A 24,751-nucleotide genomic window follows, 5' to 3' on the forward strand; every position below is an offset into this window, starting at 1 on the left:
CAGATGTCCAGGATTTCTGTACACTGTGAACAGAATTGATTAAGAAAGATGGTGCATCTTACACAATGAAATATATAAAAAGATACCTGGGGAAATTTGCTTCTAGCGCCCGTTCCCCACTTAAACAGAATTTCGTACATGCATTGTGGGCTTTTCTGGGAGGCAGCATCACTGCATTTGTACTAGCAAGCTTCTCCAGCCCGACGGGGCTGCCCTTGTTGATGGCCCCATTTGGAGCCAGTTGTGTTCTAGCCTTTGGAATTCCCGATGCTCCCCTTTCACAACCACGGAATATCATTGGCGGACACTTCCTCACTACTTTGTGCGGATTGATGGTGCTTCATCTGGCGGGCAGCGGAGTTTGGGCCTTGTCGCTTGGCGTAGGGCTGGGTATTGCTGCCATGTTACTGACCAAAACAACGCACCCGCCAGCCGGAGCTAATCCTATTATTGTCATCACATCAGCAAGTACATGGTCTTTTCTGGTCACTCCTGTCCTCACAGGCTCCATTATGATCGTGTGTGTGGCTTTGTTGTATAATAATTTATTCAAAAACCGAAAGTACCCGACATTCTGGATATAAGCTAACCCTGCAGCGCCTTGCGCACACTCAGAATATACTTTGATTGATCCAGCGGATTAACGCCCCTCCGGGTACGCTCCGCGTGAACGTCTTCCGGACAGGGCTCATAGCCTGCAAAAAAGGTAGCCATCGTCCCCCGGCCTTTTGTTAACGACCTCAGTGTGACAGGGTATTCCATTGAGGTTGCCAGCGGCACCCTGCCTTGAAGAATCACCCGGTCCCCTTGGAGCTCCGGCGCGTCAAAGCTTCCCCGCATCTGAACTATATCGTTCATTACCCGGCCCCCGTTCTCTTCGGGGACCGTGATCCGGTACTGCAGAATCGGCTCCAGCAGGCTTGTTCCAACCGAAGCCAGACCATTCATAATTCCCATAGGTGTAGCTACAGCAAAATCTAGCGGATGGGTATGCCACACATGATGTTCTCCCTCAATCAGAGTGACTTTGAGATCAACGACCTCCCAACCATAAAGTCCCTGCTGCAGCGCCTCCGGAACTCTGCGGGCAACTTCATTCTGATACTGCGGCAGCAGGTCTTCCGAACGTACCTGCGCGCTGTACTGCAGCCCGCTGCCTTTTGCTCCGGGCTCAATAGCGAAGCGCAATATGGCCCAGCATGGCTTCGGCATCGTATAGGCAATATAACCTTCTCCCGCCTGGCGGGGTGTTTCTCTATAAATGACCGATGGCTGATCAAAAGAAACGACAAGACCGTATCTGCTTAGGAGAGTACTCGTCAGCATCTCCAGCTGGATCGGCCCCATGACTTTCACATGCAGCTCGCGCTCGTCCTGCATCCACTGCACATCCAGCAGCGGATCTTCGTCGGATAATTCCTGCAGTGCCTGAACCGTCCGGGGATAGTCCGCTTCATTCGCCCAGTGAGCCTGAACCGTTAGCAAAGGTACCGCCAGTCTGGCTTCTTCCGGAATACCGGAGGGATCGCCCAGCACGTCACCGATTCTTACATTCGGCATCCCGCACACAGCTGCAATGTCGCCCGCCTGAAGCAGGCCCGCGTCTTCCGAGCGTCCGCCATCCACTTTGCGGATCTGGGTCACCTTCTCCTCAATCTGCTGGGAATGGTTAAATAGGTTGTCCCGGTTACGGATGGCCCCTTGATAAAGGCGCACAAAAGCCATTCGGCCCATCGTCTTGTCCCGTTCTATCTTGAACACGATGCCGGATACCGGGGCTTCCGGGTCTCCGGAAGGACCCGGCAGATAGTCAATCAGAGCATCCATCAGCTGATGAATACCAATCCCTCGGCTGGATGCACCATACAGCAGCGGAAACCATGCCCCACGCTGCGCCGCCTGGGTGGCAGCCTGCCTCCATTCTGGAAGCAGAAGCGTCTCTCCCTCCAGATACCTTTCCAGCAATGCCTCATCCTGCTCGGCCAAGCTTTCGTATACCGTATGACGGTCCTCCTCATTCACAAGCTCGGACCATAAATCCACGGATTCCGAGTATTCCTGTTCGCGCCCGACTGGCCGCTGCACAGGTGTAACTGAAGGTGATAAATAACGATGAATGTCGCTCAGCACCTGGTCCGGGTCAGCTCCAATGCGATCCATTTTGTTAACGTAAATTACAGTCGGGATTCGAAGCTTGCGCAGAGCGCTCCAGATCAGTTCGGTTTGAGCCTGGACACCTTCAGCGGCGGACACAATCAGAACGGCTCCATCCATGACACGCATGGATCGTTCGACTTCGGAAAGAAAATCAACATGCCCCGGGGTGTCAACCAGATTAATATAGGTATCCTTCCAGACCAGCGAGGTCGTTGCAGCCCGAACCGAAATGCCGCGCTCCTTCTCAATATCTAACCAGTCGGTTACGGCCGTTCCCGAATCCACACTTCCTAAGGAGCGCGTGCGTCCGCTCTCATATAAAATGTGTTCTGTTGTTGTCGTCTTGCCCGCATCTACGTGGGCGAATATACCGATATTTCTTCTTGGATGAATCGTTAGGCTGCTCATGATTGTCTTCTCCTGTACTCTATGAAAAGGTTTTCTATATTTAATTGTAAGTCAAAGCTCTATGGAAAGAAAGATCGTTATAAGCTCCGGCAGCTGCGTGTGAATTGAAGCAAGATATCTTCACCGCACATAGCAAAAAAGCCGTGCATGTGCACGGCTGCCGAAACGGTTGGCTAAACTTCAATAATAATAGGCAGAATCATCGGACGGCGCTGGGTCTGATTATAAATTAGCTTGCCAAGATGATCCTTCAGCTTCTGTTTGATCAATCCCCAGTTCGATGCACCGCTTTCCGTCAGCTCTTCCATCGTGGTCTCGGCCTGCTCATAAATCTGCCGCATCAGCTGCTCAGAATCACGGACATAGACGAATCCCCGTGAAATAACTTCAGGTGGTGCCAGCATTCGGCCTTCCGATTTGCTGAGGGTTGTGACGACAATCAACATGCCGTCCGAGGACAGCTGCTTGCGGTCCCTAAGCACAATATTGCCTACGTCACCAATTCCCAGACCGTCCACCAAGGTATGTCCGGAAGGAATACGATCACCCAAGGACATTTGGCCATTTTTTAATTCTACGGTATCTCCATTGCGGATAATATAAACGTTGTCATTGGGAATACCGACCGCTTCAGCCAACAACCGGTGTTCGTACAGCATACGGAATTCACCGTGAACCGGAATGAGATACTCCGGTTTCATAAGCGTAAGCATCAGCTTCAGCTCTTCCTGACTGCCGTGTCCGGATACATGCATACCGGATGTTGTACCTGAACCGTAGATCACCTTGGCGCCTAACACATAAAGATTGTCAATAATCTGCGCAAGATTGCGTTCATTACCGGGAATAGCACCGGCCGCAATAATAACGGTATCTCCAGGCAAAATTTCAATCTGCCTATGAGAGGAGCTTGCCAGACGGGCAAGAGCTGCCATGGGTTCGCCTTGACTGCCAGTGCATAACACAGCTATTTTCTCCGGCGGATACTTTTCCGTGTCTCCGGCATCGATCAGGAGGTCTTCAGGCATCGTCAAATAGCCGAGCTCACGGGCGATGCTCACTACATTAATCATACTGCGTCCGAGTAGAACGAGTTTGCGTCCTGTCTGCACAGCCGCATCAACAATTTGCTGAACCCGGTTCACATTAGACGCAAAAGTTGAGATGAACACTTGCTGTCTGGCCTTGCTGAATCCTTCAAGAATATGATCCCCTACAGATCGTTCTGAAGGCGTAAAGCCCGGGCGTCCTGCGTTGGTACTTTCGGAGAGGAGAACCTTAACCCCCTGCTTACCGATTTCAGCCATGCGGTGCAGATCCGGATACGGTCCGACCACGGGAGACATATCGAATTTGAAGTCACCTGTATGAACAACTCGGCCTTCGGGTGTCTCGAACACAATACCAAGGCAATCCGGGATCGAATGACTGGTGGCAAAAAAAGAAGCCTGAATCGAACCCGCATCTACTGTGGACTCGGCGTTGATCACATGAAGCTCGGTCCGGTCTTTCAGCCCATGCTCGCGCAGTTTCCCCTCGATGAGACCTATAGTCAGTCTGGCTCCATAGACAGGCACATTTAACTGTTTAAGCAAATATGGGATTCCGCCAATATGATCTTCATGACCGTGAGTTACGATTAATGCCCGTACCTTTTCCTGATTCTCGAGCAGATAGGACACATCAGGAACAATTAGATCAATTCCAGGCAGATTTTCATCTGGAAACTTAGAACCGCAATCGATAACGACGATATCCTCGTCATATTGAAGGAGGTACATATTTTTCCCAATTTCATTCACACCTCCAAGGGCGGAGATCAGCAGTTTGCTGTTGGTTGGTTTCAAGGTTTGCCCCACCTTTTTCCGGTTTTTGATTATTATCTGGTATGCTGCGAGAACTTATTCATGGTGTGATAGAGGTATGTATGGTGGTTTGTATTTAAGTTGTTATTGTGAATTTTTCATATTATGAAATTAGTTTTATTTTAGTGCACAGTTACTATCTTAAATTTCCTGTTTTTTTAGCTCAGCGAACGGGAAGATTGCTGGCGTTGATGGCTGTTTCATGCTTAATCGGCCATTCAAATCCAATTTCATATTAAAAGGAGAACTGATCGTGGGAATTCTAAGCGGAAATCCGAAAGATGAGCCTATGCATTATGGGGAAATTTACAATGTCTGGATGGCCTCAATGATGGCTAAGGGAGCCCTGTCCTCCTATCAAGCCTATCTCAATCACGCGGGCGACAAGGATCTGAAAAAAGTGATTGACGATTTAATCGATCAAGCCAAGCTAGAAATCAAGGAGTGTGACGAACTGCTGACGGATAACGGCTTGGTGCCTGCACCTCTTCTTCCCGAAAGACCGCCGGTACGGCTTGAAGATATTCCTGTGGGTGCCCGTTTCTCTGATCAGGAGATCGGCGCAATGATTGCTGCGGGAACTTCCGCTGGAATGGTCGCCTGCAGCACGGTGATGGGACAATCTATCCGGGAAGATATCGGAGCATTATTCGCCAAATATCATGCTACCAAAGCTGCTATCGGCCTTCGCATTCTGAAAATGAGTAAGGAAAAAGGCTGGCTGATCCCTCCGCCACTCCAAATGAAGCGTCTGGAAGAAGTTAGCGTATAGGCTTATCCGGGATAACACAACAGCTGGCCTAACTAAGCCAGCTGTTGTGCTTATTAGCTTGAGAATGGTTTGCTTGTGTAAACCCTTGGCTTGCTGCTCTATTTCATTCTCGTTTTTCAATAAATCCTCAATTATCTATTTTGAATTTTTCATATAATGAATTATGCTAAATTTTATTTTATAAGCCTAAACAGACCAAAAAAAGACCATGAACCGCACGTAAGCGGTTCATGGTCTCGCTAGAACAAACAATGTTATCCTTTAACAGCCCCAGATGTCATCCCTTCTACAAAATAACGCTGCAGAAAGACGAACAGGATTGCAATTGGCAGAGCAGCCGCAACGACGCCGGCAAGCAGTGTCGTATAGCTCGTTACATATTCTCCCCTGAACTGCATAAGCGCCAGCGGAAGGGTCAGCTTCTCGTTACTGTTAATCATAAGCATCGGAATGAGCAGATCATTCCACACCATGACAAACAGGAACGTCGAGCATGCTGCCAGAGATGGTGCCGACAGTGGTAATGCCATCCGCCAGTAAAGGGTCCACTCTCCTCCTCCATCTATACTGGATGCCTCCAGAATTTCCCGGTTCAGCATCCGCATAAAGCCGGTCAGCATGAATACTGTCAACGGCAGCAGCATGGCAATCGACACAACAACGAGACCGCTCAGATGATTGGACCAGCCCAATTTTCGGACAAGTGAATAAATTGGCAGCATATTCACCTGGGATGGAACAATCAGTCCTGCTACATAAAGTGCAAACAGGATCCGGCCGCTGTACCCTCCCAGCCGAACAATCGCATAAGCGACCAGACTGCCCAGCAGCAGAACAAGCAGGACCGTAGAGAGCGTAACGACAATACTATTGCCAAAATACTTCAGCATCGGCTGCTGGTCAAACAGCGCCTGGAAATTGCTGAGCGTCAGTGGCTTGGGCCAGCCCAGCGGATGTGCAAAGAAAGCGTTCGAATCTTTGAAAGCCGATATCAGAACAAAGTACAGCGGAGCCGCAATAAGAAATGCGTACATCAGCAGGATGAGACGGCTGATCCATTTATAAGGTTTCATCGGTGCCTCTCCCTCCTTAGTACGAAATGCGGTCGGCCCGCAGTGCTTTGAATTGGATATAGGTCAAGACAGCCAGCACCACCAGGAAGATCATCGATCCGGCAGAAGCAAGACCAAATTTGTAACTGGAGAAGGCCGTATGGTAAATAAAGGTTGACAGGATCTCTGTCGCATAGTTCGGTCCACCATCGGTCATAACGAAGATCAGGTCAAATGCCTTGAACGACTGGATGGTCGTATACGCCACTACAATAGTTGCAGACGGCGCGAGCAGCGGCCATGTCACCGAGCGGAACAGCTGCCAGCGGCTGCCGCCATCGATACGGGCTGACTCGTACAGCTCCTTCGGAATCGACTGCAGACCTGCGATGAAGACGATCATCATCTGGCCGGCGTGGGCCCATACCTGAACAAACGCAATGGAATATATCGCAATCTTCTTATCACCAATCCAGTTATTGGCCAGCGATCCCAAGTGAGCCGCATCCAGCCCGAGATTGAGCATGCCAATCGTGGGATCATAGATGAAGGACCAGATCAGGCCTACCGATACAGACGACAGAATAGCTGGAAAAAAATACAGCGCGCGCAAAAACACGCGCGTTTTTGTATTTTTGGCCAGCAGCATGGCAAGCACCAAGGAAACGATCGTCTGTATGATAACCACACTGATCATAAATTTCACATTGTTCAGCACGGTTTTCTGAAAGACGATGCTTTGAAAACTGTCCTTATAGTTATCCAATCCTACCATTTTGTAAGACTCAGATACGCCATCCCAATCGGTGAAGGAGTAAAAGAAGCCCGCAAGCGTTGGATAGACGAACAGGAACAGATAGAGCAGTGTTCCTGGCAGCAGGAACAACCAGAGCACCTTGCGGTTTCGCATAGCTACCTCCCATATCAGCATAGCCTCGGAATTCCAGCGGGCAGAATCTACTCAGCAGCCTATAGAGCAAAGGTTTCACCTCGCCTATAAGCTGCATATTGAGCAAAGCCATGGAATTGGGGCCATATACTTAGTTCGAACAATTTTATTTCGATACGTTCTGATCAACAATCGATTGAGCTTCCTTGGCTGCATCTTCCGGAGAAGAACCGCCAAGTACGGCCTGAATGGAATTGGTTACAGCCTTTTGATTATCAGCGTTAATGATGGAAAAGCGCGGTTGGAACAAGGTTTTTTTGCTAGTCCAGCTCTCTACGACTTTCATCACATCGCTGGAGTAGCTCACATCCTTGACGGTCACGTTCTGACCAGTTGCATTCGCATACTCCGTAGCGACATCCGGCTGACTCAGATAAGCCAGGAATTTCTTCGCTTCTTCCTGATGCTTGGATTTGCTGTTCACGGCCAGCATAAAGGTTGTTGTGTGCACCCCTTCGTATTTAGCCTGGTCAGCACCTACTGTAATCGGGGCCAACAGACCCTGCTCCAGATCCGGATTGGCGGCCTTGTTCTGCGCGAGCTGGTAGGAACCGCTTGCCAGGATAGCTGCTTTCTCTTGAATGAACAGGGCACCGGCTGCCGCATCTTTTGTCCCAAGCGCATTCGCCTGGAAGTAACCTTTATCGTTAAGCTCTTTAATTTGGCTGAGCGTTTTCACCCACCACTCATCTGTCAATTTCGCATCGCCTGCTTCCACTTTGGTGAAGATATCTTCGCTCGGCTCGTTATTCATGACCATGGTATTCATAAATTGACCCGGACCGATGTCAGCACCTGCAAAAGCGATCGGTGTTACCCCATTATCCTTCAACGTTTGGCACATAGCCAAAAAATCATCCCAATTCGTTGGAGCCTTGATATTATATTTCTCCAGCATTTTGACATTGTAAATCGGAATGTTATATACAAGCTGATAAGGAACTGCGAGCTGTTTGCCGTCCTTTGCACCGGCTTTGATCAGATCACTATTATAGTTGTTCAGGAAATCAGAACCTGTCAAATCCGCAAACTGCCCTGCCTTATTCAAGGCTTCGAACTGGGAACCCGGAAAGGAAGCAAATACATCTCCCACCGAGCCATCCGAGAGCTTGGCTTGGGCTGTAGATTGATATTGGTCTGAAGGCATCGTCTGCATTTCAACTTTAATGTTGGGATTGTCAGCCTCGAATTTGTCGATTATGGTATCCAGCGCTTTAACATCTTCACCACGCCAGTGGAGGAAACTCAAAGTTACTTTTCCGTCAGAAGATGAACCACCGTCGGAGGAACTGCTGCCGCAGGCAGACAGCACCGTAGTCAGTGTTAGTACGCCTGCCAGCAATATCGATTTTATCTTGAATGATTTCATAGAATGACCTCCCAGATTATTGACCAATTGTTATAGCTGTGTTCTTGCGGGCCCACTTCTGATGGAACAGCTCCATAGCTTCCCGGCCGAAAATTTCGGCTTCTTCCAGGTGTGGATAACCTGACAGGATAAATGTTGAAACCCCGAGCTCTGCGTATTCAATTAACCGGTCTGTGACCTGATCAGCGGTTCCTACAATGAGAATGGCTCCGCCGGAGCGTACGAGCGACAAGCCAGTCCACAGGTTAGGACCTACGACAAACTTGTTCTCCTTGGACTGTTCACGAAGCTCGTTCTGGCGGCGCTGGTTGGTTGCATCCGTTTTGGCAAACTGCTTCTCTGCCTGCTCGATGGCTTCCGGAGAAACCTTGCTGATGAGATCCCAAGCTGCTGCCCAGGCCTCTTCTTCGGTATCACGGATCAGCACCTGTGCTCGCATTCCGTAGTTCAGCTGCTTGTTCAGACCGTTCTCCTCATTGTAACTTTTACGAACCCGCTCAACGTCTTCAATCTGCTCCTTGATCCAGGCATGCGGCTCACCCCACAGCAGGAATGTGTCTGCGTATTTCACACCGATTTTCTTCGCCATCTCCGAGCTTCCGCCCAGGTAGAACGGAGGATGCGGCTTCTGGATGGTCTCGGGTGCATTAACAGGACGGGTGAATTGATAGTATTTACCCTGGAATGGTTCGGGCAGTGCTTCCCCACCTTCTCCTCCGTCACTGAATTCGGATGAAGCCATGCCCTTGGACTGGGTCCAGGCCTGCTGCATCACTTCCAGATATTCACCCGCTCGGTCATATCGCTCATCATGCGCATGAGCCAGCGGATCGCCAAGCTCCTCCAGATCCTGCACCGAGCTGCCGGTCACGACATTAATCATGGCGCGCCCATTGGACAGCACATCCAGCGCTCCGCCCATACGTGCGGACAGCACAGGCGCCGTCAGACCTGGACGAACAGCTACTAATGGACGAAGGGTTGTCGTATGACTCATCACTGCCGAACCTACTACCCATGCATCGAGGCAGGCACCACCTGTCGGAATGAGCACGAATTCGAAGCCGGCATTCTCGGCTGTCTGGGCAACATGAATAAGATAATCCAAAGAAGCTGTACGTTCAGGCTGAACGCCAACATATTTGCCGTCGCCGGCTGTAGGCAGAAACCATCCGAAAGAGATTTTTTTGTTAGTCATAATCAGGTTCCCTTCTTTACAAGAAAGTTTAATTTTTATCAATTCAATGGTACACTCAAAATAATTCTCATATTCCCAACCACAATAGTGGGGTATTTGTGATTTAAATCATAGCAATCCAGTCGAGTTTAGTAAATGTCAATTTGTGCCTATCATTTCTTGTCATTTTGTGTGTGGAGGTAACGATGCGGAATAATGTGCAGGAAGACCATCATGAGGAACTTGAACTTTACCTGTTTACCCCTGGCGAGCTTGAAGCAGCCAGTCCAGCTCATCCGCTGAGAATCGGGCATAACCGGGCGAAGCCGAATTATCATATCGGGCCTCGAACGACGATCTATTACTATTTGATGTTTGTTATTGAAGGCCGCGGACGGTTTGAACAAAATGGGGGGACCTATGATTTGAGGGCGAATGATATATTCTGCTTATTTCCAGGCATGACCCATGAATATGCAACGGATCCGGAACACCGGCTTCAGAAGCTATTTATTGCTTTCGACGGGCCTATGGCTGCCCAACTGCTGCAGCGAATCGGGCTTACCGCCGAACAGCCCCATCAATCCGGCGTTCTGAATGACCAGCTCGTCCGCCGGATGTGGAACATCCTGAACGCGGCGTCCAGCCCTGAGCCCGGATCCGCGGAGCTTGGCAGACTGGCCGGTTTTCTGCAGCTGTTTCACGAACTGGAACGGATCACGACGACAGCCCCGGGTATTGACCAGCCGTTTATTCAGGATTGGCTGGAGCAGGGAATGCATTTTATGAAAGTACATTATACCGAAGGCATAACCGTCGCACAGGCAGCAGAACATGCCGGGGTAGAACGGACTCATTTTACGAGACGTTTTCATCAGACCTACGGTATAACACCGATTCAATATCTACAGCAGCTCAAAATTGATAAAGCCAAGGAGCTCCTGAGGGACACCAGCTACACCTTAACTGAAATAGCACAGACTGTCGGTTATCCGGATATGTTCACCTTCTCCAAAGCCTTCAAGAAGCTGACAGAAACGACACCCAAGCAGTACCGGCTAAGACAGCAAACAGCCCCCTCTCAGGAATGAAGAAGGGGCTGTTCTAAATATTCATTATGCTTAAAAAAGCAGATACTTCTCTTCAAATTTTCTTGTAGTAGATGATGGTGGCATCCAGCTGTCCATTCTCTGATATTGCATAATCAGGAATTCTGCCGGCCTGTATATAACCCTCAGACTGGTAAAGGAGGTTGGAAGGATCACCCTCACGGGTATCCAGTACCAGCAGTGAACGCCCTCCCTCCTGTGCGCGCTGTTCCACGGTACGCAGCAGTGCACGCGCAGCTCCGTTTCTACGGTAATCCGGATGTGTCATCAGCTTCGCCACCTCCGCCCGGTGCGCCCCGTTGGGCTTGCCGCACAGCTGAAGCTGGACAGCCGCAATGACCTTCCCACTCTCTCTGGCCGTATACAGGATCACGCCCGGTTCCAGCACCTGATCCCAATAGGTCATCGCTTCATTACTGGAGAGCGGCGGCAGAAAGCCGATGGATGCCCCATCTGCAACAACGCGGATTAGAAGGTCTGATAATATTTCCCGATCGCTTTCAATTGCAGTAATCTCTTCTATGACAAAGTTTCCTGCCATTATTTTAACCCCCATTCGATTTCTTCACCTGAAACTGAGAAACTGGTTGTCCGCTCACTTCAATCATAAGAGCTCCAGCCGTATATAAAAAGGGGAATCTCCCTTTCGGAGTTTCCCCTTTTATCCGCTGCTCTCCATTTCGATGGCAGGATCATACCAAAGCTCTTTGAAATCCACCCATCCTCTGGGATGAAGACGTACATGATGCAGGTAAGGCGAAGAAGAGCAGCAGATTATTTTGTTTGCCAGGAAAAGGACAGCTGACTCTTCACGCAGAACAGCCTCTATTCCAGCCAGCAGCTCTTCTGCCCCTGCCATATGTCCTTGCTCCCATGATCTTATCAGGCCGCTTATCCTGGAAATCTGCTCTGCCTGAAGGTGATCCCTTATAAAATGGGACTTAACACTTTCAATCAGCCGAATGATGCCTTCTCCAATCAGCAATTCATACAGAATCAGATCCGCTTCCTTCCTGACCGAAGACTGAAGCAGTTCTTCCCAAGCCACCACCCTGACGTCAAGCGTAATTCCATAACTTTCGAATTCACGGCTCAACCATCTGGCATCGGATTCATGCCTTCCGTAGGTAAGAAGCTGCAACCGCAGCTTACCGGACGGCAGGCCTGACTGCTCCAGCAGCTCCCTTCCATAGACAGGATTAAAGTCCGCCGGCTGTTGCCCGGCATGTTCTAAGTTGAAGCCTTGCGATGTTGAATGCCGGGACCTGCCCAGCTCTGCCACCATTCTCGAACGATCGATAAGCTGGTTCAAAGCTTCACGCAGAGGCTGCAGAGTCAGAAGCTTATCCTTTTGGGATTGGTTCAGCGTCAGCACTGTACAGCCTGTTAATTTCTTATGCTGTGTCCAGTCCGGAACCGAGCGGCTGGACTCGGGGTGGAGTTCGTCCGTATGGACTCGTAAAAGCGAGTGTCTCTCATCCAGCCGGGTGCCTTCATGCTCCGGAATGGAGTACAATTCCACCCGGTCCAGTAAAGTGCGGTGCCCGCTGTAATGATCAAATGCCTCAAGCCTGCACAAATTCGCTGTATGATAAGCTAATCGAAAGGGCCCTGTGCCCACCAGCTTACCGCTACGATTGAACTCATTACGCGACACGATCGATGCAGGCGGATAACTTAAATAGGATAAGAGCCGAAAGTTTGGCTGCTTTAGAATCAGCTCAAGCTTGTATTTCCCTAAAATATGTATAGATTTAATATTTTCAACCAGCCAGCATTGCAGATGGGCCGGATCCATGAGCCGCTCCAGACTGAATTGTACGTCCTCGGCTTCCAGCTCCCGGCCCTGATGAAAGAAGATACCTTTACGCAGATCAAACCGCCAACGGGTTCCCTCTGTGCTGCAGCTCCAGTGATGGGCCAGCCTGCCAACAAATTCTCCTTCGTCTTCACCCTGAACGACCAATGTCTCGAACACCTGGCTCACAATATGGATGTCCAGACCATAAAATGCCTGAGCAGGGTCAGCCGTCAGCATCTTACGGTAGAGCGGCAGGCGGAGTACCTCCAGGGCATCCTCATCCGAATGCTTCAGGGGAGTGCCAAAGTAGGCATTCAGCCACTCTATAAATGAGCCAAGGTTAAAAGAAGTGCCGTGTCCATGTCGTTCTACCAATCTAAATGCTTCTTCCACGCGCCCGCTTTGAACGAGCTCGCCGGCCGCTTGCTTCAGTGCCGCTTCATATTCAAGCAGAAAAATAATCGTAGACCTGTGCCCCCGACCGCCTCCCGCTGTGTAAACGATCCATTCTCGGTCAGACATCTTATGCAGGATATGCCGCACATTCCGTTTGGTACAGTACAGAATACCTTCAAGCTCGGAACTGCCCGCTTTTACGGGGACAGATAAGGAAGCTCCTAATCTGTGGTACATTTCAAGATAGTAATGGAGCAGATGCATAACAGACGCCTCCCGCATTCGAAATCACGAATATATTGCCTACAGCAGCAGGCCTTGTTCGTGCAGTTGCTCCATGACCAGCTGGCTGACTGAAGATACTCTTTCCCGATCTTTATAGCTCAGCCAGGCGATCTCGGCGATCTCGGCGGCTGCATGGAGTGTCCCTTCATACTTGGCCAAATAACAAGCCATGACCACCTTTATCCCCTCTGCTTTCCCGTCAGCTTGTGCTTCAAAAGTTCCACAAGACTGAATCGTCTCCTGCTGAATCTGCACGGACAGCTCTTCCTTGACTTCCCGGATCAGCGCTTCGTGATCATTTTCCCCCGTCTCCCGCTTGCCCCCCGGAATATAATAGTGTTCCTTCCCATGCGATCGGGCAGCCAGCAGGCGGCCTTCTGAAAGGTGAATCCAGGCAATTTTATCAATGTTATTCATCATCCATGCTCCTTTATGCTTATGCAATATAATGTCACACCATCAGTATCCTTCATGCTGCGAGACTTGTGTTTTCTTCCACTTCCATTTGCTTCGAAGGCTGCCGCCAAACTTGAACACGAACACCCCGGCCAGCAGGATAAGTACACCCGTCAGCTTCTGCCAGGTAAACGGCACCTTCTCAAGACCAAGCAGACCGAGTGAATCCCACAGCAGTGCAAAACCTAACTGGGACGTTAATACTACGGAGATCGCAAACGTGGGACCGAGCAAGCGTACACCTTTGACGAGAGACATCACGACACCAATTCCGATCACACCGCTGATCCAGTACCATGGCTTAACATGGTTTAGCTGAAAAGCCTTTGGTCCCTCAACCAGCAGGCTGATGATCAGTGATGCAGCAAACCCTAATCCCAATACCAGCGTCGTTGTCGTCCACGAACCCGTCTTCTCATTGACTTTGCTGTTAAAAATATTCTGCAGGCTGACCAGCGAACCTGCAATCACCGCCAGTATGGCACCCATCCACATCTAAATTCCCCCATCATTCTGTATTCTGTGCTGTTATTCATACAAGTTACGGTTAGCTACCGCTGTCAGCGCTTGCCGGTCCTTCACCAGCAGATAACCCCGGCTGCGCTCGACCATCCCTTCCTCACACATTTTTTGGATAACCCGGTTCAGGTGGCGGTAGCTCGTCCCGATCAGATTGGCTGCATCCCGCAGACTGGATGTCTTGAGTTTACCTTTGAACATGGCATTGGATTCGTCAAAGGAGACCGACAGCAGATAGCTGGCCAGCCGGACCTCCACCGGATACATTAGGTTAAAGCTGAGAAAGTTGGACTTCAAGTAAAATTTATGGGTCACAATATTCAATAAAAAATTAAGCAGCGGTGCATGATCCTGTCCGTACTTCATCAGCCAGCGGCGCTGAATGCCCATCATCGTAACCGGAGATACCGCTTCAACGGTATTAATGATCGGGATACTGCGGACATACTCGATATCACCGATAATCTCCAGCGGCGTCTTGAACGACAGGATCAGTGTCTTGCCTTCCGCTGAAGTAGTATAAATTTTGACCTTGCCTTTGACCAGAACATAGAGATGATCAGCGGCCTCTCCCTGGGAACAGATCAGCTCCCCCTCATCAAAGGTATAAAGAGATAAATGGTTCATCATGGGTCCATTAAACACGTCTTCAATCCCGTGAGCCTGCAGGTAGTGCTTCAGCTGTGTCTGATCTTGAATCATTTTCATACCAGGCTTCACCTCTTCATTTCATGACGTTATGCCTTTATTATACATGTCATACGATTACAGTTTCATAATCAGCACTCCGGCAATCATCAGGCCGATGCCAATAAACTGCGGCAGCTTCATCTTCTGCTTCATCACCTCAAACCAGCCGTTGCTGTCAATGAGGAAGGTGAGCAGCAGCTGGGCTATGAGCAGAATAGATATCGTTAAGGTAACCCCCATTTTGTGTATCGCTGTCACTTCACTGAAAATAATGACTGCCCCAAAAGCCCCGCTGATCAGATACAGCGGCCTTACCTGTCGGAGTCCCTTGGGGGCGGCATCACGGACGAACATCAGAATGATCAAAGATATAATGAAACCGGTCAATTGTGTAATCGTGGCCGCCTGCCATGTTCCGATATCTTCGCTGATTCTTGCGTTGGCTACGCCCTGCAGCGTAATACAGGCTCCCCCAATCAATGCGTACAGTATTCCCTTCATGCTGTTCTCTCCTTCGCAAAAATCTACCTCTCTCATTAAAGAACATCCGCCGCCCCGCGTGAAGGACATATGTCCCTAATTTTGAAATTAGAAAAGAAACACAACAAAACCCTCTCAGGGCTTCATATACATGAGCCGAAAGAGGGTAATTGTATACTGCTTGAATCTTTTAAAAAATACCTGCCTTCACCGAAGTTTGTTTAATTCCGTTCGTTCCGTTAACCACCGTATTGCCAAAGCTGGTCAAGCTTCCATTCGGACCTGTCGCCATATCGAGATAGCTGAGGTCTGAGCTGTTGCCGTACCAGGACCAGGCCAGCCAGCCTACGCCTTTCTCCTTGCCGTATTTCATGATCGCCGCTTCGTCTACATCGCCATTAATATGCTGTCCGCCAAATTCTCCGATTATCAGGGCCAGTCCTTTATTCAGCACATTTTCCATATTAGCCTTGACGGTCGCGTCGTCCTTGCCGGCGTATTCATACATATGAATGGAGAACATAGTGTTTTTTAACGAATCTGCCGCCAGCACAGACTGACCATAGTCGACGATGGATTGAGGATATTGCCCCCACCCTGCTGCATCTACGATTAGTGTATTTTTGATACCAGCATTTCTGAGTTTCGGTATGGCCTTCTTGTATCCGTCGGCCCAGACGCTTCCATTCCAGGTCCCGTACCATTCATTCGCAATATTGACGATAACACGGTCCTCCTTGCCGATCAGGGCATCCTTGATGCTGATCCAGTAATTCACGGCATTATCCAGTGAGGTATAATCGTCTTTTCCTGTCGCGTCATGAACTTCCAGAACGGCAATCATCTTATATTGATTTACAAGCGCAATGATATTCTTTACGGAAGCCAGATCATCTTTGGTATATTGAGTTCCATTCGAGAGCACGATGCGCACGGTGTTTGAGCCTGTAGCTGCGATAGCCGGGATGGCTTTGCTGAGATCATTTTTGTACCAGGAATGAGGGTCGTTAACCCCCCGCATGACAAAAGCTTTACCGGTGGAGTCGTATAACTTGGTGCCGCTTACATAAAAACCTGAAGCTGCAGCCGCTTTGGGCGCTTGATGCCCCCATCCCGCTATTACAAGTAAAGCGGCCATAAGGGTGATCCAAAATTTTTGCTTTTTGACCATGCTTGTACCTCCTGAAATGATTTTTTTATTTTAACTCCAGGCCATCAAGGCGCCATAGAGGCCCAGAGTCAAAACCAGCAATGCTGATGCCAAAAGGTATTATATATTAACTTATCGTTAAGGTTATTTCTTGCTAACATCATAAAATGGAAACGTTTACAAGTCAAGCTTGAATATGTAATTCCTAACCCGCTTCGTAAACCAGGTAAAAAAACGCCCTGCCAGGAATACCTGGCAGGGCGTAAAAGATGTAAAATAAAAACTTTATTTATCCGTTCAGCAAGTTAAGTTTTTTCTCGGCTGCGGCTTTGCCAAGCGCCAATGCACCGCTCAAGCCGGCATTATCTCCAAGCCCAGGAGTCACAATGTACTCGTCAATACGGCCCTTCAGCTCATCTGCAACCACGTAGCCGTTCAGGGCACGCTGAACCTCAGCTCTAATCAATGGAAGCAGCTGTTCCTGATGCATCACGCCTCCGCCCAGAATAACTTTTTTGGGACTCAGCATCAGAATGGTTCCGGCAATGGCTTGGCCTAGATAAAATGCCTCCATCTCCCATGCTTCGTGATCTGCCGGCAGTTCATGACCTTTGACACCCCAGCGCTTCTCAATAGCGGGGCCTGCAGCCATCCCTTCCAGACAATCGTTGTGGAAAGGGCAGTTACCTTCGAAATGATCGTGCGGATGACGACGGGTCATAATATGGCCGCCTTCCGGATGAACTAAACCGTGAACCAGTTTGCCTTCGGTATATACTCCGACTCCGACACCTGTTCCAATCGTGTAATATACACAGCTGTCCAGCCCTTGAGCGGCACCCCATACAGCCTCGCCATATGCTGCTGCATTAACATCTGTGTCCCAGCCAAAAGGAACGTTAAATGCCTTTTGCAGTGTAGGCAGGAAAGGAAAACCTGACCACCCCGGCTTTGGTGTGCTGGTCACACAGCCGTACATTTCACTTTCGGGATTCAGATCAATTGGACCAAATGTCCCGATACCGATCGCTTCCACACCTTTACCCTCGAAGTAAGAAATGACCTCACTCATATTTTTTTCAGGCCGATCTGTGGGAAAGCTGATTCGGTCTTCGATCTCTCCATGTTCATTGCCGATCCCGCATACAAATTTGGTTCCCCCGGCTTCAATAGCTCCAATACGCATTTTAAATCTCCCCTAACCCATGATGCAGTTATTTAACAGTCCACATATTCTCGATATCTTCCAGTGATTTCCCTTTCGTCTCCGGCAGCGCACGCCATACAAACAGAACGCAGAGCAGTGCCATAAACGCGAACAGCCAGAATGTTGGTGCTCCTCCCAGCGAGCGCAGCATTGGCGGGAAGGATTGGGAAACAACATAGTCGCCAATCCAATGTGTCATCGTACCGATCGCAACCGCTTTGCCGCGGATACTGCTTGGGAAAATCTCGGACAAGACTACCCATAGTACCGCTCCCAACGATACGGCGAACGATGCAACATACAGAAGAACAAAAACGAGCAGCAGCGGACCTGATGTATGACCGGTATAGAATGCGAAACCGATAACAGTCAGACAAACCATCATGGCCGCAGAACCGGTAATGAGCAGTGCTTTACGTCCCACTTTGTCAACCAGCCACAAGGACAGAATTGTAAAGACCAGATTGACAAAACCGACCGCAATCGTCTGTACCAATGAAGCATTGGCTCCCATGCCAGCCTGTTTGAAGATTTCCGGTGCATAATACATGATTGCGTTAATGCCTGTAATTTGCTGGAACGCGGCCAGCAGCACACCGATCAGAAGCGCCCAGCGCAGGCCGGGTTTGAACAGATCGCGGAATGAACCGCCCTTTTCTTCTTCTTTGAATGTTTCCTTGATCGTAAGCACTTCTTCCCTTGCGAGCGTTTCACCGTTCACACGGATGAGAATCGGCAGCGCCTCGGCAGGGCGTCCCTGCTTAATCAGCCATCTTGGGCTTTCCGGTACGAAGAACAGCAGGATGACGAAGAGCAGGCCCGGAATAACACCAACCCCAAACATCCAGCGCCATGCCATAGTTACATCCCAGTAATCGTTACCACTGCTAACAATCCAGAGGTTCACGAAATAGACAAGAAAAATACCGGTTACAATGGCCAGCTGATTAAGAGCAACCAGACGTCCACGATATTTGGCCGGCGCAATCTCGGCATTGTAAAGAGGACATAGTGCAGATGTAAAACCGATACCTACACCGCCAATGATACGGGAAACAATATACATCGAAAAGGTTGTCGGCAAGGCAGTCCCGATCGTACCTACAATAAATATCAATCCCGCGGCAATCAGCATCTTTTTGCGCCCAAAACGGTCACTAAACATCCCTGATGTCGCTGCGCCGACAATGGCACCCAGAATAATACTTGAAACAGCAAAACCCTGCTGTAGATCACTCAAGTGAAAATTTTGCGTCAGAAAACCAAGCGCCCCCGACACGACCGCAGTATCGAAACCAAACAGCAGTCCGCCAAGCGCAGCTACAATGGATACCAGCGTAACGAACACCATGTTGGGCTTATCTTCGTTTCCTTGCGGATGAGTCTCCATATTCACTTGTTGCTTACGATCTTCCACAGTTACGGATGACATATGGAATCTCCCCTTTCTCTTTCCTGTAACAATCCAGGTCAAATTATATCATTGCCTGTTAGGGGTGCAGGTTATTATCTCCAGCACTTTTCTGCTCTCTTCCTGCACATCCTTAAGTTCGTGAACATCCTGCCGTTTTATTCGTTCAAACTAGCATTATTTTGTGCAGGGAAGCACAAAAAAGTCCATGTCTCACGGACATGGACTGAAAATGAATAAATATTTGTTCATTCAGGCTGAACTTCCCCGCTCCAACAGCTACCTCAACTGATTGCGATACTCTGTCGGTGTCATACCTGTCACCCTTTTAAATACCCGGCTGAAATAATTAGGGTCCTTGTAGCCAACCTCGAAGCAGACCTCCTTTAGACTCAACTGCTCGGAGGACATGATTTCTTTGGCCTTTTCAATGCGCAGCCGGGTCAGCAGATCGATAAAACTTTCTCCAAACTGCTGTTTCATAATTTTGCTCAGATAGTAGGGATTCAGGTGAACATGTTCCGCCACATCCTCGAGTGACAGCTCTTCTGTGTAGCGCTGCAGAATGTACTGTCTGGCTCTGTCTAGTACAGTGATGGTCTCCTGTTCCCTTTCTTCCCGGCTTCGCTGAAGCGCGGTGGCGACATAAGATCGGTGCAGCCGGTGCTGCCCGTCCGAAAGGGAAGAGACCTTGTAGGCTTCCCCTTCGCCATTGCGGAGATCATCGAACCGGCATACCTTGCCCCCCTGCTCATAATAAGCGGAAGCAAAGACGGCTTCAAAATAAGATTGATGCAATCCGTCCGCTCCCTCGCACAGTGATCCCACTCCAACCGAGATTGACGTTGACCATTCCACCTGCCGTTCGACTCGCAGGCAGAGATCTTCACCAAACCGCTTAACCTCATCCATCCAGCCGGCATGCTGATCCGGATTTCGGGGAGCCGTCAGGAAAATGGCAATATGCTGGTCAATCAGCGAACTGAGAATGCATTCCATGCCGCTGCTTTTGGTGTAACTGCGAATGAAGTCGTACAGCCTCTTCTCATCCAGCTGTGTGGGACTTTCTGCAAGAGCGGCGACCATCGAACATCCGGTACCCAGCGGAAAATCGAGCCATTCCGCCAATTGGGCTGCATCACTGTCTCCTGTCTGGTGCACCATAATCATGAGGGCCAGTTCATTCTCAGCCAGCGGTACCAGCTGGGATACTTTGTTCTTCAGCTCCAGATGTTCCTGTCGTCTGCGTTTTTCCTCGTCCAGTTCCTGAACGAGCTGCTGCAGAATTTCGACAACTTCGTTCCTTTTCGCCGGCTTAACAATGTATTCCTTAACTCCCAAGGACAGTGCCTCTTTAGCATACGCAAAATAATCATAGGCGGTAACGAGAACAAACTTCGTATCCGGCAGGCTTTCCTTGATCTCCCGAATTGCATCAAGGCCGCGGATACCTGGCATATTCACATCCATCAAGACGATATGCGGATGCTCTTCCTCTGCCAATTCAATAGCCCTGCGGCCATTCTCCGCATGAATGATACGGAAATTCTCTTTCAGCATATGATCGATAATCCACTCCAGACCTTCCCGTTCGAGTGCTTCATCGTCAGCTATTAATATTTTGTACATAAATGCCCCCCTCCTCTGTCAGCGGAATTCTAAATCTGATCTCGGTTCCCTTTCCCGGTTCGCTGCTGATCTCGACCAGATCATCTTTTCCGTAGAACAGGGCCAGGCGCTTGAATACATTGCGGGTACCAATGCCGGTAGAGGTACGGCTGATCTCTTTGTCTTTGAGCTCCAGCAGAGATTTTCTTGTTTCCTCTTCCATCCCTGCTCCATTATCAGCAATAGAAATCAGGACCTCCTGACCTAGGCGCCTGATGGCGAGCCTGATCACTCCTCCCTGTTCCATGTGATCGATACCATGCATAAAGGCATTCTCGATGATCGGCTGAATCGTCAAGGACGGAACCAGGATCTGCAGGACAGACTTATCAATATCGGTCTCAAATTGAACACGGTCCCGGAAACGGGCTTTCTGTATCGCGATATATTCATCCACATGTTTCAGCTCATTCTCCAGAGTGACCGGCTGATCAAGGCTCCGCAGATTATACCTGAGCAGATTGGACATGGATACAATCAGATCACTGGTCTGCTCAGCTCCCTCCAACAGGGCCAGCTTCGAAAGAACATTCAAGGTATTGAACAGAAAGTGCGGATTAATCTGGCTCTGCAGCGCCTGCAGCTCGAGCTCCTTCACCAGCCTGTCTTTCTCCAGGCTTTCTTTCTCTTTTTCCATCATCACCAGCAGATCAGCGGCCATTTGGTCAACTGCATCCGACAAAATCCCCAGTTCATCATCTGTATTCGGCTCGGGCACCGGCTTGAGGTCCAGCTTGCCCTCCGCCACTTCTTGTGCTCTGGCTACCAGCCTCGAGACGGGAACGGTGATACTGCGCGAAATCCAGATAGCAATCACAACACTTAACAGCGCGTTCACGGTAAAAAGTGCTGCGCCGAGCGTGTGGATCTTCCGGGTCTCCAACTGAATTTGCCGGTAAAGCGGCTGGTAATAATCCAGCTCTTCATTGACGAGGGAAATTCCTTCTTCCCGGATAAAAGCCATGGTCTGTTCGGCTTCTTCATAATCTGACAGCGCCGCTGACAAAGAATCGGTGGACGCTGCCTGCAGGGCAGATTGCTCTTGGGACAAATAAGTGCTCCATGTATTTAAATATCCTTCAACAGAAGAGGCCTGTGGTGAAGCAGCTTCCAATTGAGCAATGTCTGCTTTCATCTGCTGCATGCTTGAACGGGAATGTTCCAGATCAGTCTTCGTTCGTTCATCCGGGTTAAGCAGATACGTATACAAGCGCTGAAGGTGATCCTCCGCGGTCTGGACCGACTGCTTATATAACAGAATACGGACCATCATCCTGTCATAGCTGTCCTGAACCCCCTTGCCGCTCTCGAAGAAGAAGAAGGTCACCAGATTCACCAGCAGTACAAGCAGCGGAATAAAAACCAGCAGCTTTCGGCGTATCGTCATGGCGTCTTCCCTTCCGCCTTCATAAAGGAAGGACTGGCCATAACCGAAATTTCTGTATATTTTTTGCCTGGCGAAGCTTTTCCGCTCAAATAATCCCGAATCATTGTGACCCCATCATATCCCATACGGTATGGCTGCTGAATCAAAGTCAAGTCGATGCGGTTCTCACGGACTGCCTGCAGCGTCTCATCCAGATCATCAAAGGCAAATATGCCTGCAGATGATCCGGTCCGCTCGGCGGCCTCCAAAATACCAAGCCCATCCAGCGAGCTGAAGCCTACCAGACTTTCCGGATGAGGATCTTTTTTCAACAGCTCTTCACTTCGCTGGGCAGCCTGCAGACGTGAATTTTCTGAAGAGGTTACTTCTAATATTCGCATATGCGGATATTCGGCAATGACCGACCGGAAACCCTTCAGTCTCAGCTGCTGACTGTACGATTGGAAATTCGATACCATTACGCCAATGCTTCCCCGGCCGCTGCTGTACTTGGCAATATACTGCCCCATCTTACGGCCGGCTTCATAGTTATCAGTTCCTATATAGGCAAGACGGCGGCTACCCGGTTCATCCGCATCCAGTGTAATGACCGGAATCCCGAGTGCAGCCGCTTTATCGATCCATGCTTTCTGCTCCGGCTGATGAATCCCCTGTACCATAATAGCAGCAGGCCGGGATGCAACCGCCTTCGCAAGCAGGCTGACCTGTTCCTCCGGGTTAATCCGCAGCGGCCCGGTGTACTCCAAAGTGATATGCTGTTGATTCGCCGCCTCGGCTGCCCCCTGCTCGACCTTTCTCCAGTACGGATTATCCAGCTCCTGGCCGATGAGCACAACACGGGGTTGGGTAGCGCTCCCTGCAGCAGCAGGCTGAACCAGCTCATGCAGATGTACGTTTGCCAGGAGAAACGGGATGAGCAGCCCGGTGAAGCAAGCGAACAAGATAATTATTCCAACCCCCCATGTACGGGGAATGTTAACGCGGGACATAGCAGCGGCTCCTTCTTGATCATGAATGCAGACTTATTGGCTGCCTTCTTCATAGTTGCTGTAAAAAAATTAAGTATACCCTATTATACAGAAAATGTGCAGGAGCCTAAATGGATATCGATCACTTTAAATGCTGAACGTGAAAACCACGAAGGCCTTTATCCGTCAATGACGGATAAAGGCCCCGGTTAACTTCCTATAGGATGGCGAATAGTCCTGCACTTGCCTTATTTCAGTGTACCCAACTCATCCCGGGTGAACGGAACGATTTCGTCAATCTGTCCTTTACGGAGCTTGTTCGGCCATGCCGGATCACTGAGCAGTGCACGCCCGATCGCGATGAGATCATAATCCCCGCGTTCCATCTGCGCGGCCAGTGGTTCAACATGCGCATCCGGTCTTGCCGCTGTCTCTTCGCCGCGGCTGGTAAATTCCGCATCCAGTCCAACCGATCCTACCGAAATGGCTGGCTTACCCGTCAGCTTTTGCGTCCATCCAGCCAGATTTAATTCAGACCCTTCGAATTCAGGCAGCCAGAAACGGCGGGTAGAGCAGTGGAAAATATCTACGCCGGCCTGTACGAGCGGTGCCAGAAAACGTCCCAGTTCATCGGGATTCTGTACCAGCTTGGCATTATAGTCATACATTTTCCACTGCGAGAATCGAAATACCATAGGAAAATCTGGTCCTACGGCGCGGCGGCAGGCCTCAACGACTTCTGCCGCAAAGCGGGTCCGGCCGACCAAGTCACCACCGTAGCGATCTGTGCGTTTGTTGGTCTCTTCCCAGAAAAACTGGTCGATCAGATAACCATGTGCACCGTGAATTTCAATGCCGTCAAAGCCGATGGCTTTCGCATCGGCTGCAGCCTTAGCAAATGCAGCAACAACGCCGGCAATCTCTGCCTCGGTCATCGGATCGCCGACCTGTTCACCCTGGCCATTCAGGCCAGAAGGCCCGATAGGAAGAGCATCAGCATTCGGAAGATCTCCGGCCTTACGGGCCATACCGACATGCCACAGCTGCGGCATAATGGCTCCCCCTTCACTGTGAACAGCCTCCACCACCTTACGCCAGCCAGCGAGGGATTCCTCACCGTGGAACAGCGGAATGCTGTCACCGCTGACAGCGGCCGGATGATCTACGCCTGTACCTTCTGTAATAATGAGTCCTACGCCGCCAGCAGCACGGCGGCGGTAATATTCAGCTACCTCCTGGCCAGGGACACCGCCAGGCGAAAACCCGCGTGTCATGGGAGCCATGACGATCCGGTTAGGCAAAGACAGATTCGCTGTTTTGAAAGGCTGGAACAAAATTTCCATACTCATTGTTATTTCCTCCCCAGAACGGTGATTTATCAAACCGATTTATATCATTTTAATTGCGTAAAACTTACCAGAACCAGAATAACAGATTCCGAGGGGATGATTCAAATTTCTGAAGAATGGAATTCG

At 49.8% G+C, this 24,751-nt stretch carries 23 protein-coding genes; 4 read left to right on the plus strand and 19 right to left on the minus strand.

Annotated elements, in window-relative coordinates; all coding sequences use genetic code 11:
* The first annotated feature begins 65 nt into the window (after nucleotides 1-65).
* Nucleotides 66-584, plus strand: a complete 519-nt coding sequence (locus Q5741_RS16595; RefSeq protein ID WP_407074374.1) for an HPP family protein — start codon at nucleotides 66-68, stop codon at nucleotides 582-584.
* Nucleotide 585: 1 nt separating this feature from the next.
* Here the strand turns inward: Q5741_RS16595 and Q5741_RS16600 are convergent, their stop codons facing one another.
* Nucleotides 586-2,565, minus strand: coding sequence for a GTP-binding protein (locus Q5741_RS16600; protein ID WP_305025240.1), 1,980 nt, complete (start codon nucleotides 2,563-2,565; stop codon nucleotides 586-588).
* Between the two features lie 173 nt (nucleotides 2,566-2,738).
* The gene (locus Q5741_RS16605; RefSeq protein WP_305025241.1) at nucleotides 2,739-4,412 is read right to left on the minus strand and encodes a ribonuclease J; all 1,674 of its coding nucleotides are present in this window, start codon (nucleotides 4,410-4,412) and stop codon (nucleotides 2,739-2,741) included.
* 271 nt (nucleotides 4,413-4,683) lie between these two features.
* Here Q5741_RS16605 and Q5741_RS16610 point away from each other — a divergent pair, with 271 nt between their 5' ends.
* A complete protein-coding gene (locus tag Q5741_RS16610; RefSeq protein WP_305025242.1) occupies nucleotides 4,684-5,202 on the plus strand; it encodes a DUF3231 family protein in 519 nt (172 codons plus the stop codon).
* 254 nt (nucleotides 5,203-5,456) lie between these two features.
* Here Q5741_RS16610 and Q5741_RS16615 read toward each other — a convergent pair whose 3' ends face one another.
* The 4 genes from Q5741_RS16615 to Q5741_RS16630 all read right to left on the minus strand — a co-directional run bounded on the left by Q5741_RS16615 (nucleotide 5,457) and on the right by Q5741_RS16630 (nucleotide 9,770).
* Entirely contained in the window at nucleotides 5,457-6,275 is an 819-nt protein-coding gene (locus Q5741_RS16615) for a carbohydrate ABC transporter permease (RefSeq protein ID WP_305025243.1), read from the minus strand.
* 16 nt (nucleotides 6,276-6,291) lie between these two features.
* Nucleotides 6,292-7,164 (minus strand): carbohydrate ABC transporter permease, encoded by an 873-nt coding sequence (locus Q5741_RS16620; protein ID WP_305025244.1) that lies wholly within the window; start codon nucleotides 7,162-7,164, stop codon nucleotides 6,292-6,294.
* A gap of 145 nt (nucleotides 7,165-7,309) precedes the next feature.
* Entirely contained in the window at nucleotides 7,310-8,572 is a 1,263-nt protein-coding gene (locus tag Q5741_RS16625; protein WP_305025245.1) for an ABC transporter substrate-binding protein, read from the minus strand.
* A 16-nt stretch (nucleotides 8,573-8,588) separates the two neighbouring features.
* Nucleotides 8,589-9,770, minus strand: coding sequence for an LLM class flavin-dependent oxidoreductase (locus Q5741_RS16630; RefSeq protein WP_305025246.1), 1,182 nt, complete (start codon nucleotides 9,768-9,770; stop codon nucleotides 8,589-8,591).
* 185 nt (nucleotides 9,771-9,955) lie between these two features.
* Between Q5741_RS16630 and Q5741_RS16635 the strand changes: the two genes are divergently transcribed.
* On the plus strand, nucleotides 9,956-10,840 hold the full coding sequence (locus Q5741_RS16635; RefSeq protein WP_305025247.1) for a helix-turn-helix transcriptional regulator: 885 nt from the start codon (nucleotides 9,956-9,958) through the stop codon (nucleotides 10,838-10,840).
* 52 nt (nucleotides 10,841-10,892) lie between these two features.
* On the opposite strand, the gene Q5741_RS16640 is transcribed toward Q5741_RS16635, so the two are convergent.
* The 12 genes from Q5741_RS16640 to Q5741_RS16695 form a co-directional block, all read right to left on the minus strand.
* Complete coding sequence (locus Q5741_RS16640; RefSeq protein ID WP_305025248.1) at nucleotides 10,893-11,399, minus strand: GNAT family N-acetyltransferase; 507 nt, start codon at nucleotides 11,397-11,399, stop codon at nucleotides 10,893-10,895.
* Nucleotides 11,400-11,519: 120 nt separating this feature from the next.
* Nucleotides 11,520-13,319 (minus strand): ABC transporter substrate-binding protein, encoded by a 1,800-nt coding sequence (locus Q5741_RS16645; protein WP_305025249.1) that lies wholly within the window; start codon nucleotides 13,317-13,319, stop codon nucleotides 11,520-11,522.
* Nucleotides 13,320-13,358: 39 nt separating this feature from the next.
* Nucleotides 13,359-13,757 (minus strand): NUDIX hydrolase, encoded by a 399-nt coding sequence (locus Q5741_RS16650; protein WP_455430324.1) that lies wholly within the window; start codon nucleotides 13,755-13,757, stop codon nucleotides 13,359-13,361.
* A gap of 42 nt (nucleotides 13,758-13,799) precedes the next feature.
* Entirely contained in the window at nucleotides 13,800-14,291 is a 492-nt protein-coding gene (locus Q5741_RS16655; protein ID WP_305025251.1) for a DMT family transporter, read from the minus strand.
* Nucleotides 14,292-14,324: 33 nt separating this feature from the next.
* A complete protein-coding gene (locus Q5741_RS16660) occupies nucleotides 14,325-15,023 on the minus strand; it encodes a Crp/Fnr family transcriptional regulator (RefSeq protein ID WP_305025252.1) in 699 nt (232 codons plus the stop codon).
* Nucleotides 15,024-15,080: 57 nt separating this feature from the next.
* Nucleotides 15,081-15,506, minus strand: a complete 426-nt coding sequence (locus Q5741_RS16665; RefSeq protein WP_305025253.1) for a DMT family transporter — start codon at nucleotides 15,504-15,506, stop codon at nucleotides 15,081-15,083.
* Between the two features lie 169 nt (nucleotides 15,507-15,675).
* Nucleotides 15,676-16,656 carry a glycoside hydrolase family 5 protein gene (locus Q5741_RS16670; protein ID WP_305025254.1) on the minus strand — a complete coding sequence of 327 codons (981 nt, stop codon included), beginning with the start codon at nucleotides 16,654-16,656 and terminating at the stop codon, nucleotides 15,676-15,678.
* A 268-nt stretch (nucleotides 16,657-16,924) separates the two neighbouring features.
* The gene (locus Q5741_RS16675; RefSeq protein WP_305025255.1) at nucleotides 16,925-17,821 is read right to left on the minus strand and encodes an ROK family protein; all 897 of its coding nucleotides are present in this window, start codon (nucleotides 17,819-17,821) and stop codon (nucleotides 16,925-16,927) included.
* 28 nt (nucleotides 17,822-17,849) lie between these two features.
* The gene (locus Q5741_RS16680) at nucleotides 17,850-19,274 is read right to left on the minus strand and encodes a sugar porter family MFS transporter (RefSeq protein WP_305025256.1); all 1,425 of its coding nucleotides are present in this window, start codon (nucleotides 19,272-19,274) and stop codon (nucleotides 17,850-17,852) included.
* Nucleotides 19,275-19,532: 258 nt separating this feature from the next.
* Nucleotides 19,533-20,882, minus strand: coding sequence for an AraC family transcriptional regulator (locus tag Q5741_RS16685; protein WP_305025257.1), 1,350 nt, complete (start codon nucleotides 20,880-20,882; stop codon nucleotides 19,533-19,535).
* Nucleotides 20,860-22,308: a sensor histidine kinase gene (locus Q5741_RS16690; protein ID WP_305025258.1), complete on the minus strand. Its 1,449-nt coding sequence runs from the start codon at nucleotides 22,306-22,308 to the stop codon at nucleotides 20,860-20,862. Before Q5741_RS16690 ends, Q5741_RS16685 begins: the two co-directional genes overlap by 23 nt.
* Nucleotides 22,305-23,297, minus strand: coding sequence for a substrate-binding domain-containing protein (locus tag Q5741_RS16695; protein ID WP_305025259.1), 993 nt, complete (start codon nucleotides 23,295-23,297; stop codon nucleotides 22,305-22,307). Before Q5741_RS16695 ends, Q5741_RS16690 begins: the two co-directional genes overlap by 4 nt.
* 21 nt (nucleotides 23,298-23,318) lie before the next feature.
* On the opposite strand from Q5741_RS16695, the gene Q5741_RS16700 reads away from it, so the two are divergent.
* The gene (locus Q5741_RS16700) at nucleotides 23,319-23,489 is read left to right on the plus strand and encodes a hypothetical protein (RefSeq protein WP_305025260.1); all 171 of its coding nucleotides are present in this window, start codon (nucleotides 23,319-23,321) and stop codon (nucleotides 23,487-23,489) included.
* A gap of 35 nt (nucleotides 23,490-23,524) precedes the next feature.
* Here the strand turns inward: Q5741_RS16700 and Q5741_RS16705 are convergent, their stop codons facing one another.
* On the minus strand, nucleotides 23,525-24,625 hold the full coding sequence (locus Q5741_RS16705) for an NADH:flavin oxidoreductase (protein ID WP_305025261.1): 1,101 nt from the start codon (nucleotides 24,623-24,625) through the stop codon (nucleotides 23,525-23,527).
* Nucleotides 24,626-24,751 lie beyond the last annotated feature (126 nt).

This window comes from Paenibacillus lacisoli (assembly GCF_030580655.1).
GTDB lineage: Bacteria > Bacillota > Bacilli > Paenibacillales > Paenibacillaceae > Paenibacillus > Paenibacillus lacisoli.

What these genes read in the sequence shown, in the direction of transcription:
- Q5741_RS16665 (WP_305025253.1), bottom strand. Translation starts at nt 15,506, where the DNA reads ATGAAGGGAATACTGTACGCATTGATTGGGGGAGCCTGTATTACGCTG.
- Q5741_RS16705 (WP_305025261.1), bottom strand. Translation starts at nt 24,625, where the DNA reads ATGAGTATGGAAATTTTGTTCCAGCCTTTCAAAACAGCGAATCTGTCT.
- Q5741_RS16680 (WP_305025256.1), bottom strand. Translation starts at nt 19,274, where the DNA reads ATGTCATCCGTAACTGTGGAAGATCGTAAGCAACAAGTGAATATGGAG.
- Q5741_RS16615 (WP_305025243.1), bottom strand. Translation starts at nt 6,275, where the DNA reads ATGAAACCTTATAAATGGATCAGCCGTCTCATCCTGCTGATGTACGCA.
- Q5741_RS16695 (WP_305025259.1), bottom strand. Translation starts at nt 23,297, where the DNA reads ATGTCCCGCGTTAACATTCCCCGTACATGGGGGGTTGGAATAATTATC.
- Q5741_RS16635 (WP_305025247.1), top strand. Translation starts at nt 9,956, where the DNA reads ATGCGGAATAATGTGCAGGAAGACCATCATGAGGAACTTGAACTTTAC.
- Q5741_RS16630 (WP_305025246.1), bottom strand. Translation starts at nt 9,770, where the DNA reads ATGACTAACAAAAAAATCTCTTTCGGATGGTTTCTGCCTACAGCCGGC.
- Q5741_RS16700 (WP_305025260.1), top strand. Translation starts at nt 23,319, where the DNA reads ATGAATGCAGACTTATTGGCTGCCTTCTTCATAGTTGCTGTAAAAAAA.
- Q5741_RS16645 (WP_305025249.1), bottom strand. Translation starts at nt 13,319, where the DNA reads ATGCATCTGCTCCATTACTATCTTGAAATGTACCACAGATTAGGAGCT.
- Q5741_RS16625 (WP_305025245.1), bottom strand. Translation starts at nt 8,572, where the DNA reads ATGAAATCATTCAAGATAAAATCGATATTGCTGGCAGGCGTACTAACA.
- Q5741_RS16675 (WP_305025255.1), bottom strand. Translation starts at nt 17,821, where the DNA reads ATGCGTATTGGAGCTATTGAAGCCGGGGGAACCAAATTTGTATGCGGG.
- Q5741_RS16685 (WP_305025257.1), bottom strand. Translation starts at nt 20,882, where the DNA reads ATGTACAAAATATTAATAGCTGACGATGAAGCACTCGAACGGGAAGGT.
- Q5741_RS16595 (WP_407074374.1), top strand. Translation starts at nt 66, where the DNA reads ATGAAATATATAAAAAGATACCTGGGGAAATTTGCTTCTAGCGCCCGT.
- Q5741_RS16690 (WP_305025258.1), bottom strand. Translation starts at nt 22,308, where the DNA reads ATGACGATACGCCGAAAGCTGCTGGTTTTTATTCCGCTGCTTGTACTG.
- Q5741_RS16655 (WP_305025251.1), bottom strand. Translation starts at nt 14,291, where the DNA reads ATGTGGATGGGTGCCATACTGGCGGTGATTGCAGGTTCGCTGGTCAGC.
- Q5741_RS16670 (WP_305025254.1), bottom strand. Translation starts at nt 16,656, where the DNA reads ATGGTCAAAAAGCAAAAATTTTGGATCACCCTTATGGCCGCTTTACTT.
- Q5741_RS16600 (WP_305025240.1), bottom strand. Translation starts at nt 2,565, where the DNA reads ATGAGCAGCCTAACGATTCATCCAAGAAGAAATATCGGTATATTCGCC.
- Q5741_RS16650 (WP_455430324.1), bottom strand. Translation starts at nt 13,757, where the DNA reads ATGAATAACATTGATAAAATTGCCTGGATTCACCTTTCAGAAGGCCGC.
- Q5741_RS16660 (WP_305025252.1), bottom strand. Translation starts at nt 15,023, where the DNA reads ATGAAAATGATTCAAGATCAGACACAGCTGAAGCACTACCTGCAGGCT.
- Q5741_RS16620 (WP_305025244.1), bottom strand. Translation starts at nt 7,164, where the DNA reads ATGCGAAACCGCAAGGTGCTCTGGTTGTTCCTGCTGCCAGGAACACTG.
- Q5741_RS16640 (WP_305025248.1), bottom strand. Translation starts at nt 11,399, where the DNA reads ATGGCAGGAAACTTTGTCATAGAAGAGATTACTGCAATTGAAAGCGAT.